A 9,574-nucleotide genomic window follows, 5' to 3' on the forward strand; every position below is an offset into this window, starting at 1 on the left:
ATCCGTTACACCGAGCGGCTGGGCCTGGCAGGTATCCAGCCATCAGTGGGAAGCAAAGGCGACAGCTACGACAACGCGCTGGCCGAGACCATCAACGGGCTATACAAGGCCGAACTGATTCATCGCCGGGGCCCCTGGAAGACCAGGGAAGCCGTGGAACTGGCGACCCTGCAATGGGTGCACTGGTTCAACCACGTCCGACTGCTCACGCCGATCGGGGGTATCCCGCCGGCAGAAGCTGAGGCAAACTACTGGAGGCAACTTGCCGACAGCAACACCTTGGCAGAGGTGTCCACTTAAACCAACCAGCCTCCTCGAAACCCGGGGCGGTTCATACAGCAATTGGGCCAACAGTAAGGTTGGCCCCTGCATGCGCGACAACACCGCCTGCACTTCGATCTGTGTGAGCACCACAGGGAGACGGGCCGGACGTTTGGCACGCACCATTTCGTTCATCCAGGGCAAGGTGCTTTTCAGCACTTCGCGGTAGAGAAAAAGAAGGGCGGAAAGCGCCTGATTTTGCGTGGAGGCGGCCACGTTGCCCTCCACGGACAAATGCGTGAGAAAAGCTTCGACTTCGGGCGCTCCCATGTCGCGCGGGTGGCGCTTGCCGTGGAACAGGATAAAGCGGCGTACCCACTGGACATACTGCTTTTCGGTGCGTATGCTGTAGTGCTTAAGTCGCAGCTTTTCGCGCACCTGGTCGAGCAGCTTCGGAGGCTTCAGCTTGTCTACTGTGCTATACACTGTATGCGGGGTCATATCTGGGGCTATGTTGTTGATCTGCGATCAAATTTTAGTACTATGTGACTAGTTTTTGAATGAATTATAGAAGTATGCACCGTTTGAGGTGCATACTGAACGTTAGGCACCAGTAAAAATCGGAGAATCGAATGCCATTGCCGCTAATTCCCATTATTTCGGCACTTGCTGCCGGAGGCACATTAGTTCCACACGCTGCTGGTGGAATGATTGTTACCTCCGCTGCTGGGTACGTCGCCGGCACCTACCTGAGTACTGCGGCAATCGGTGGAGTTCTAGCCACAGCTTCAACGGCTCTGGGAGCGGGTGCACTTTACCTGTCTGGTGCTGCAGGGAGCATCATTGGCGGGGCCGGACTTTTTGGGACCACCATTGGCGCATCAGGCATAACAGGAGCTCTGATGTCCGCCGGCGTCATCGCTGCCACGCCCATTTGGATTCCACTCGCTATTGGTGGTGCTGCAGCAGGTGGAGCTGCCGGTCTCGGCTACGGTAGCTACAGATTGCTAAAACTGAAGAAGAAAATACAAAGAACCGAAGCAGGCAACGAAGCTCAATTCACCGAAACTGAAGCGAAGATGATCGAGGGAGTCATCAAGCGTTTAAACACAAAACAAAATCAGATCGACGAAGCCTAACCATTCGTCGCAGCCGACCGCCTGCGGCGTCGGCTGAACTCAGAGCGTTAGGCGTCATACCGGATAGCGGGAGGAATTGGATGGAACTTGTGGCTAATGTTTGGCCTGTCGTCGACGAGGAAACTGGGCTTGTGCAACGCTTCTTCATGCGTGCGTATGCGATTGAGGCCGATGATCGCGTTATTAGCCTCGTTCTTAAAGCTCTCGCCCCGACAGACTTTCGTATTGCGCGGGACTTCAAGATATCGGATCGTTTCAAGCTGACATCTGAGCACGGCACGCTGGCCGGGGTCGTCTCAATTAGCGTGTTCCAGAAAGACATCCAGGCAGTAATCGAAGATGCCTACCGTGCTTTGGAGAATGACTATGCAAAGGTCCAAGGTATTGATATGTCGTCTGGCTCCCCAAAACCACTCAACATTATTCCTCGGTTCCCGGAGGATCCGTACACCATAGTCACTGCGCTTGTCGAAACGTTTGATGGTCAACTAATTCCTCAAACGAGCTAAATTTCGAAATGACGCCTAACAATTCGTTCAAGCCGACGCCGCTTCGCGGCGCGGCTTAACTCAAGCGTTAGGCCACTGCTAAGCTGAGGCGTTGTCAACCTGTCTGGCATCTGTACACACCATGGATCTAAGAGAATTTCTTGTTCAGTTCCAAGACTACCTCGCCCCAAAACTGGACGCCTACGAACAGGCAATTTATCTATACGTCTTCAGGCACAGTCGTTTAATCGGCTTGGAAGAGGTCACTATCGGGTTCAAGTCGGCACGTACACGAATGGCATGCGGCATAGGCGAGAAGGGAAAGCCTATGTCAGAAGGAACGGCGTACTTAAAGCTCGCGTCCCTTCAAGAGAAGGGTTGCATTTCTGTCATTCGCACAACACACACTGGTCGACTTCTCAAGCTGCATCTTCCGTCTGAAATTGAAGGCATCGTTTCCCCACAAGCTGAGCAATCCGAAACCGAAGTGGACCTGGAAACAATGGATTTCTTTGCAGTTCCGGAGAACAGGTTATTGCTGCTTAAACGCGAAGGGCACAAGTGCTTCTACACACTTCAGGCCCTCGACGATAGCAACTTCATCGTTGAGCATGTCGTCTCAAGACCCGCCGGAAACAATAGCTATCGCAATCTGGTCGCGGCCTCACGGGAGGCCAACAACAAGAAGGGCTCCATGGCCGCAGACGAATTTCTACGACGGCTGTTTCGCGAAGGCTACCTCAGCGCGGCAGAGTTTGAAGATCGTCTTCTAAAGCTTGCTCAACTGCAAGCCGGTGAACTCAAGCCACCCATGTTCTGAGCAATTGAAAACCTTCAAAATGCAAGTCTTATGCAGGCTCAAATGCCATGCCTACGCGCACCAGCCTAACTGTCGGTTCAACGCGGACGCCAACACTGGCCATGGCTTCGCCATTTTCATGGCCAGTGTTGGTGCCCTCCAGCCTTCGGCTTCCGGCGCCGGTTAACCTGGGCGTTAGGCGTCACCAAAGCTCGCTCGCGGCGCTATAACATCGACATCAAAATCTCTCTACGAATTAAAAAACATGAAGCACATAACTGATTGGTATCTCGGAATGACCAAAGGACAAAAGGTTTTTGTTTACCTTGTGTCTTGCGCACTTGTTTTCGTATTCGGCGTCGGGCTCATCCCCCTGGCACTCCTCATCTACCTGCAGCTCGGTGTTAAACGTGACACCTAACCCATTGCGCAAGCGGACTGCTTTGCAGCCGCTTAGCTCAAAAATTAAGCATCAGGAATCGAGATATGGATTACCAGACGAGTGTTGAACTTGCCTTGCACCTTGGCTACGAAGAGGTTCAAGACCCGCAAGCATTCAAAAGCCGATACTTCATTAAAGATGGAAAGAAGTGGATTCATGACATTGAAGCGCTCATGCGGCATCTTGGCATTAGTCAGTATTCTGATCTGGAAGATCTTGGATATGACCTGAATAACTATCATAGTTATAAAGATTTTTCTAACGAGATGGCTAGGCAAGAAATGCAATCCATCTATCAGGGCATCACACACGAAGAAGGAGAGGCCACATATTTAAGTGACGGCATGTGGCTTCATCCTGATGGAACACTTGAACAACGTTAAATGCCTAACAATTCATTCAAGCCGACGCCGCTTCGCGGCGCGGCTTAATTCAGGCGTTAGGCCCGCTGGAATCAACTATGGAAAACATCCCCAAAGACATCTACACGGAACCTGAGCCGGCAGTCGATACGCTCGCCAATCTGGGACCGCTCACCGGCATGGCAGGCATATGGGTGGGCACGCACGGCCTCGACGTCAATCCGAAGCCCAACGGCCCCGAAAAGCAGGCTTTCATCGAACACATGGAGTTGCAGCCGATCGATGCACAGACCAATGGGCCGCAATTGTTCTACGGACTGAGGTACCACACGCGGATCGTCAAGCCTGATGACGTCGAGACATTCCACGACCAAGTCGGCTATTGGCTATGGGAACCGGCGACGGGCACCGTGATCCAGACGCTTTCGATACCGCGCGGACAGGCAGCGATGGCCGTCGGCCGTGCCGAGGCCGATGCGAGAACGTTTCGCCTCGAGGCTGTCCGCGGGTCCGAAACAAACGGGATCGTGTCAAACCCGTTCTTGGAATATGCGTTCAGAACGAAGAGCTACATCATCACGGTTGCGATCAATGTCGATGGAACGTGGTCCTACGAACAGGACACTGTGTTGATCATCCCAGGCCAGGCGGAGCCGTTCCACCATACGGATCGCAACACGCTCCGGAAGGTCGGAGAGCCTACGCCCAATCCGACGGCGCAAGCGGCAGCGACCAAACTCCGGAAATCCTAGGGCCAGGGATGAGCCCTAACATTCAGCTCAACACGGACCTGTCGCGGCAAGCCGCGCCAGCCCGGTTAGCTGCACGTTAGCCTGCTTTTTATTCTTGCTCATTTCAGCCCATGAATATTCAAGCGCCATTTACCCTCGCAAGCGTTTATCCGCTGGGTGTTTGGCGTTCGCTCGGGCTTCGCCTGCGTAGGCTGTGCCAGTTTCAAGCCTTTTTGGCCTCTAGCCTTTGTGCAGCAAGCGCAAGCAGCTATTGTTTTCGTAGTCCGTGGCCTGTGCGGTCACTTTCGTTTTTGCGCTTTGGGTCTAACCCGGCGCTCAAGCCGACCCGCATACTGCGGGCGGCTTACCTTGGCCGTTAGCCATCCTATGCCGCGCCTTTTTACCTATTGCATACCCGTTGATGATGGAGCAGCACCAAACCCCTATTGGGGGGTGTGTACGCTTGCTATATGCAAGCCTGTAATCCGACGAACAGCCAAGATCGGAGATTGGGTTGTTGGTACAGGTTCAACATCCGCACCCAGTGGCGATCTCTCCGGAAAAATCGTGTATGCGATGGAGGTTTCGTCCGTGATGTCCCTAGCTGAGTATGACGAATGGACTCGCAACCACCGTCGAGAGAAAATTCCAGACTTGCAAAGCCAAGATCTTCACCGCAGGGTTGGAGACTCAATCTACGACTTCTCTTGCAACCCAGCGAATCAAAGGCCTAGCGTTCACAATGAGGGAAACCGAGAAACCGACCTTGGCGGGAAAAACGTTCTGCTATCCATGAACTTCTATTACTTCGGCAACCGCCCGCTTCCTCTGCCACCTCACCTTCAGCGAATCATTCATCAAACACAAGGGCACAAAGTCAATGCCAACGCTGCGCTCGTAGCGCCCTTCCTTAAATGGTTCAAAAGTCAGAACTTCGAGCGCAACTGCCTACGCGGTACTCCTGACCGGCTTGGTGAAGTGGCTGCTCTGCTTTTAGAGCACGCAAAGATTCGTTGTGGCTGCTCAATCGATGCCGAGAAGGCGCCACTATGTTGATGGCTAACCCTCATTCCACCGGACCTGCGCGAAAAGCTGCACAGGCCGGTGAACTCAAACGTTAGCTAGCAATGGAAGATTGTTGTGGCCCACACTGATCAGTCTATCGACACTCTTGTTTCTATCAGCGGAACCCTTGCCAGCATCGGTCTCGCGCTCGTGGCAATTCTTGTTTCAAAGGCTTCGATCGACCATGTAGAGATGATCGCTGACGATCTGTTCCTGTTCTCGTCACTCGGCTTTCTTTTCGTGGTTGTCCTGGGCTACCTCGCCCAAAAGCAACAAGGCACATCAAGATCAGCAAGGCTACTGACTGCCGCCGAATGGATTTTTTCCGCTTCACTCGCAACCATCGTGATCGGAGCGGTTGCAATGGTGTATTCGACCGTTTAAAGAGCTGCTAGCTAACAATTCGTTCAAGCCGAGCCCGCTTCGCGGTCTCGGACCGACCGGAGCCGCATCGGGCGGGCCGGCTTAACTCAGGCGTTAGGCCATCGGACAAGAAACCATGAGCAAGCTCGCAAATGCACTGGATGCATTCAACTCGAATGATCCGGAGGCAGACCTTACAGACGTTCTAGACACGCTGCTTTCCGAGGCAACCGGGTCTGATTTTTCGTCCCGAACGTTCGAGTCGGCATTCCGCCTCTTTGAGCGTCATCCGCTGTGCAACTTTGGTTCCCCTGGTCCTCTTGTCCACTGGCTGGAGCGTGCTTATCCACAGTACATCTCAGCACTCGTGTCATCCATAGAGCGCCGGCCAACAGAACCCACGCTATGGATGGTCTCTCGCATACTCAACGCGAAAATTGAGGCATCAACAAGAGGCGCGCTCGTTGCAGCGCTCCGCAACGCAGCACGGCGAACGGACGTAGAGGCATCAACCAATGCGTCAGCCAATGAGTGGTTGCAGCTACATGCTTAGTGCAGCAGCCATTACCTGCGTGGGTGCCGTGTGCTCCACGCCCTCTACTCCGCTCCCCAGCCTAACTGGGCGGTCAAGCGGACGCCAACAAGGGCCATGCCTTCGGCATTTTCACGGCCCTTGTTGGTGCCCTACGCACCTTCGGTGCTCCGGCGCCGCTTACCTTGGGCGTTAGCTTTTTCTACTCACCTCAAAGGGGAATTTTCATGGAAGTGTTTTTTGGGCTTGTAATTGCTGTCATCGTTGGCGTCCTGATTGGTAAAGACGCGACATCCCGCGGAATGAGTGGCATCGGTTGGGGATTGTTTTCCTTCGCCATCTGCATTATTGCCGTGCCGATTTACCTGGTAGTTCGAAAGCCTCGCCTTGACGAATCAAAGTAAGTTTCAGACCTATCTGTTTCGTGCTGGCCTTTTGCTTGGGGCCACTTGGTTCGTGTCTTTGGAACGGAATCCCGTCGTAGTTTTAATTGCAAAACTTGGTTTATCACCCTCACCGCTTGAGCGATTGTTCGGCGTAAAAGGAATGTTCAGCGGTATGACAGAAGGTATGTTTCAGCTGGCACATGGAAATTTCGCAGGTGCAATAAATGCAAACATCCTTACGCCAGCCTTTGCTACCGTTTTCACGATTTGCGTGGTGATCGGCTATCGCCCACAGATCAAAACTCGAAAACAAGAGTTGGTGTTCTTGCTATCGGTCGTTTTTCTGAGTGCACTCGTAAATTTTGCTGCTCCACTCAATAACAAGTAATTATTCTTCGGGAGAGAAAATGCGTATGGTCAAAATGTTTATCTACTCCGCTGCTTGTATTCTGGCCATCAGCCAGCAAGCCCGTGCAGAGTGTTTTGGTAGCGGCGAGTATCGCGTGTGCTCTGAATCATATACAGACTCATCCGGCAACGTCCAAATCCGTTCTTGGGACAGCCAAGGAAATACCTATAGCGTCAACTCAGAAACCCAACGATCTCGCGATGGCAGCACTACCATTCGCAGCTACGACAGCCAAGGAAACAGCTATTCGGTTCGGTCATGGTCTGATAGTCAAGGCGTGCATTCAGTTGATAGCCAAGGAAACCGGTGCACTATTACCAAGTCGGGCAAGATGATTGGGTGCAAATAGACAGTTGGGTCAAAAAGCTAACATGGCAGTCAACCGGACCTGCGCGAAAAGCCGCGCAGGCCGGTTACTTCTACGTTATGCGGCAACAAGCCCTTCACTTAACTCGAAGAAAAATATGGAAATCAATCTGACAATTGCCTTGATAGCAGCATCGTCGGCGCTAGTTGGGTCATTAATTCCAACCGTTTTTGGCTACATTAACAGTAGAAGTCAGCGCAAATTTGAAACGCAGAAGTCGCTGCGCGAGAACCAGAAAGAAGCATATGCTTCCTTACTCCTCACTCTTGAAGAAACGATGAGTTGCCCTTCATTGGATAAAATGGCCGCATTACAACGCGCGGTTATATTAGTGGCAATCTATGGCGATGACAGGGCTGCTCAATCTGCAAACAGCTACTTTTCAGCCTTAGTCAAATCCCAACAATCTCAGCCTCTAACTAAAGAGCAGCATCAACAGCACCATGAAGCGGTACTTTCGGGCGTTAGAAGCAGTTTGGGCTTGAATGCATTGCCAGGATTCGAGCTTGTTAGTGTTTCGCGTAGTGCGCCAAAAAATGCCGCATAACAATTCATTCAAGCCGACGCCGCTTCGCGGCGCGGCTTAACTCAGGCGTTAGCCAAGAAACAATGAAACCTCGCTACCTGACGACAACTCTCAGCATCTCAGCCCTCTGCTTGCTATCCGCTTGTGTTGGCGTACCCGTTCATGACATACGAAATAGTCCAATAGTTTATGAAAGCGTGTCCAGCCGCTCGATGAATGACGTTCTTTCCTGTTTAACCGCTGCTCTTGATCAGTTTCGTGGCGATAGTCGAATGCTCACTACTAGCTATCCTCAACCGCCGGTTATCGAGATTTCCATTGGGGCTATACAAATGGGGAGCTTTCGACATCATTACCTCTTGATGATTACGAGCTTCGATGAAGGGGCTAAGATACTGGTCAGATCGGCAGGCACCACTTTCATTCCAATGCCCCAGTCCGAACTCATAAAGCATGTCGTTTCATGCACACGAGATCATTGAGTACTTCGGCTCACGGTTCTTTGACACATCAATGAGGTGCGAAGCTCAAAGGCTAACCTGGCGCTCAACCTCGCTCCTTTCAGTCGCTGGACGCTGCGCGACAAAGCCGCGCAGCGCCGGTTAGCTCTACGTTAGGCATCACTGAAATCATGAATCGCAACGAGAAGCGAATACTCAGACCCATAATCAAGGCGGTTGCACATCAAAACTCTAATGCTTGGTGGGAGCTCAAACGTCAGATTTTCGACGGCGGGTATCAGACCTACTATCCAATGCAAGGCGACTTTGATGGGCCTGCGCAGCGTGTAATCGCCGGCCAGACACAGGAGGTCAAGGAGGCCTTGATAAATGAATGGAAAACGGCCATCCCATCAAGAGCCGACCTGTCTGACTCTGAAATTCTTGACGCTTATGTCCGCATGATCGTCGAAGAGGTTGTCGAGCGTGCTCGGGTGGCAGCGTACAGAACAGAAAACTGGTAAATCTGGTCATGATTCCATTCAAACGGCTGTATTGACCCACTGAATTCCTGCACAGGTGTTATTGTTGAAGGAAACGACGATGAGTACCCTGATGGAAGACGATATCAAGCGCTGGACGGCCAAGCGTAAAACGGCCCTGGTCCTGGAGATCATCCAGGGCAAGACCACGGTGGCAGAGGCCAGCCGTGCCTTTGACCTGCAGCCTTCAGAGCTGGAGCAGTGGGTGGAAGAAGGCAAGCGTGGCATGGAGAATGCCTTGCGCACCAACCCGCTTGATGTGCGCCAGCAGTATGAGAAGAAGCTCAGTGACCTGCAGGAAGCCTACGGCGAAGCCATGCTGGAGCTGCGTGCCAGAAAAAAGCTGGCGTCCCTGCTGGGCGAAGAGGACGAGAAATGATCCTCGATGTGCAGCAGGGACTGGCAGCTGATGGTTTCCATGTCAGCCTGGTGAAGCTGTGCCTCTGGTTCGATCTGCCTCGCCGCACGCTGTACTACCGCAGCGTCAAGTCTGCCCCGAAGGTACAGGAGCACTTGGTGGCACCGATCAAGGCGTTGATAGAGGAGCATCCGTCCTTCGGGTATCGCACGGTAGCGCACCTGCTGGGGATGAACAAGAACACGGTGCAGCGCATCTTCCAGCTCAAGGGCTGGCAGGTGAGGAAGCGGGCCGTGGGGTTCAGGCCGCGCATCCAGGCCTTGCCGTCTGTGGCCAAGGCTCCGGATGAGCGCTGGGCGACAGA

14 protein-coding genes and 2 pseudogenes are annotated in these 9,574 nt (G+C 52.9%); 15 read left to right on the plus strand and 1 reads right to left on the minus strand.

Annotated elements, in window-relative coordinates; translation table 11 throughout:
• Positions 1-300 (plus strand): integrase core domain-containing protein (locus BMW28_RS12535; protein WP_143280607.1); only part of this gene is annotated, 300 nt, incomplete at its 5' end.
• Positions 301-471: 171 nt separating this feature from the next.
• Here BMW28_RS12535 and BMW28_RS13210 read toward each other — a convergent pair.
• Positions 472-762, minus strand: a pseudogene (locus tag BMW28_RS13210) (phage integrase N-terminal SAM-like domain-containing protein); the annotation flags it as partial.
• Positions 763-893: 131 nt separating this feature from the next.
• Between BMW28_RS13210 and BMW28_RS12840 the strand changes: the two are divergent.
• From BMW28_RS12840 to BMW28_RS12595, 14 genes and pseudogenes are all read left to right on the plus strand, one after another.
• Positions 894-1,400 carry a hypothetical protein gene (locus BMW28_RS12840; protein WP_143280608.1) on the plus strand — a complete coding sequence of 169 codons (507 nt, stop codon included), beginning with the start codon at positions 894-896 and terminating at the stop codon, positions 1,398-1,400.
• 80 nt (positions 1,401-1,480) lie between these two features.
• Positions 1,481-1,909, plus strand: a complete 429-nt coding sequence (locus BMW28_RS12550; RefSeq protein WP_091818447.1) for a hypothetical protein — start codon at positions 1,481-1,483, stop codon at positions 1,907-1,909.
• A 121-nt stretch (positions 1,910-2,030) separates the two neighbouring features.
• Positions 2,031-2,708, plus strand: a complete 678-nt coding sequence (locus tag BMW28_RS12555; RefSeq protein ID WP_091818449.1) for an HNH endonuclease — start codon at positions 2,031-2,033, stop codon at positions 2,706-2,708.
• A 465-nt stretch (positions 2,709-3,173) separates the two neighbouring features.
• On the plus strand, positions 3,174-3,512 hold the full coding sequence (locus tag BMW28_RS12845; protein ID WP_143280609.1) for a hypothetical protein: 339 nt from the start codon (positions 3,174-3,176) through the stop codon (positions 3,510-3,512).
• A 77-nt stretch (positions 3,513-3,589) separates the two neighbouring features.
• Positions 3,590-4,243 (plus strand): FABP family protein, encoded by a 654-nt coding sequence (locus BMW28_RS12565; RefSeq protein WP_048373211.1) that lies wholly within the window; start codon positions 3,590-3,592, stop codon positions 4,241-4,243.
• 110 nt (positions 4,244-4,353) lie between these two features.
• Positions 4,354-4,602, plus strand: a complete 249-nt coding sequence (locus tag BMW28_RS12570) for a DUF1010 domain-containing protein (protein ID WP_091818452.1) — start codon at positions 4,354-4,356, stop codon at positions 4,600-4,602.
• 7 nt (positions 4,603-4,609) lie between these two features.
• Positions 4,610-5,278: an Nmad2 family putative nucleotide modification protein gene (locus tag BMW28_RS12960; protein WP_234970154.1), complete on the plus strand. Its 669-nt coding sequence runs from the start codon at positions 4,610-4,612 to the stop codon at positions 5,276-5,278.
• 84 nt (positions 5,279-5,362) lie between these two features.
• The gene (locus BMW28_RS12575; protein WP_091818454.1) at positions 5,363-5,671 is read left to right on the plus strand and encodes a hypothetical protein; all 309 of its coding nucleotides are present in this window, start codon (positions 5,363-5,365) and stop codon (positions 5,669-5,671) included.
• A gap of 738 nt (positions 5,672-6,409) precedes the next feature.
• Entirely contained in the window at positions 6,410-6,586 is a 177-nt protein-coding gene (locus tag BMW28_RS13050) for a hypothetical protein (RefSeq protein WP_200785803.1), read from the plus strand.
• On the plus strand, positions 6,570-6,956 hold the full coding sequence (locus BMW28_RS12855; protein WP_143280611.1) for a DUF2752 domain-containing protein: 387 nt from the start codon (positions 6,570-6,572) through the stop codon (positions 6,954-6,956). The genes BMW28_RS13050 and BMW28_RS12855 overlap by 17 nt, the downstream gene beginning before the upstream one ends.
• 485 nt (positions 6,957-7,441) lie before the next feature.
• Positions 7,442-7,891 carry a hypothetical protein gene (locus BMW28_RS12860; protein ID WP_143280612.1) on the plus strand — a complete coding sequence of 150 codons (450 nt, stop codon included), beginning with the start codon at positions 7,442-7,444 and terminating at the stop codon, positions 7,889-7,891.
• Between the two features lie 610 nt (positions 7,892-8,501).
• Complete coding sequence (locus BMW28_RS12865; RefSeq protein ID WP_143280613.1) at positions 8,502-8,834, plus strand: hypothetical protein; 333 nt, start codon at positions 8,502-8,504, stop codon at positions 8,832-8,834.
• 79 nt (positions 8,835-8,913) lie between these two features.
• Positions 8,914-9,231, plus strand: coding sequence for a DUF1153 domain-containing protein (locus BMW28_RS12590; RefSeq protein ID WP_091818459.1), 318 nt, complete (start codon positions 8,914-8,916; stop codon positions 9,229-9,231).
• Positions 9,228-9,574: pseudogene (locus BMW28_RS12595) on the plus strand (IS3 family transposase); the annotation flags it as partial. The gene BMW28_RS12590 and the pseudogene BMW28_RS12595, both read left to right, overlap by 4 nt.

This window comes from Allobrachymonas denitrificans DSM 15123, from assembly GCF_900110225.1.
GTDB lineage: Bacteria > Pseudomonadota > Gammaproteobacteria > Burkholderiales > Burkholderiaceae_C > Brachymonas > Brachymonas denitrificans.

What these genes read in the sequence shown, in the direction of transcription:
- BMW28_RS12840 (WP_143280608.1), top strand. Translation starts at nt 894, where the DNA reads ATGCCATTGCCGCTAATTCCCATTATTTCGGCACTTGCTGCCGGAGGC.
- BMW28_RS12550 (WP_091818447.1), top strand. Translation starts at nt 1,481, where the DNA reads ATGGAACTTGTGGCTAATGTTTGGCCTGTCGTCGACGAGGAAACTGGG.
- BMW28_RS12555 (WP_091818449.1), top strand. Translation starts at nt 2,031, where the DNA reads ATGGATCTAAGAGAATTTCTTGTTCAGTTCCAAGACTACCTCGCCCCA.
- BMW28_RS12845 (WP_143280609.1), top strand. Translation starts at nt 3,174, where the DNA reads ATGGATTACCAGACGAGTGTTGAACTTGCCTTGCACCTTGGCTACGAA.
- BMW28_RS12565 (WP_048373211.1), top strand. Translation starts at nt 3,590, where the DNA reads ATGGAAAACATCCCCAAAGACATCTACACGGAACCTGAGCCGGCAGTC.
- BMW28_RS12570 (WP_091818452.1), top strand. Translation starts at nt 4,354, where the DNA reads ATGAATATTCAAGCGCCATTTACCCTCGCAAGCGTTTATCCGCTGGGT.
- BMW28_RS12960 (WP_234970154.1), top strand. Translation starts at nt 4,610, where the DNA reads ATGCCGCGCCTTTTTACCTATTGCATACCCGTTGATGATGGAGCAGCA.
- BMW28_RS13050 (WP_200785803.1), top strand. Translation starts at nt 6,410, where the DNA reads ATGGAAGTGTTTTTTGGGCTTGTAATTGCTGTCATCGTTGGCGTCCTG.
- BMW28_RS12860 (WP_143280612.1), top strand. Translation starts at nt 7,442, where the DNA reads ATGGAAATCAATCTGACAATTGCCTTGATAGCAGCATCGTCGGCGCTA.
- BMW28_RS12865 (WP_143280613.1), top strand. Translation starts at nt 8,502, where the DNA reads ATGAATCGCAACGAGAAGCGAATACTCAGACCCATAATCAAGGCGGTT.
- BMW28_RS12590 (WP_091818459.1), top strand. Translation starts at nt 8,914, where the DNA reads ATGAGTACCCTGATGGAAGACGATATCAAGCGCTGGACGGCCAAGCGT.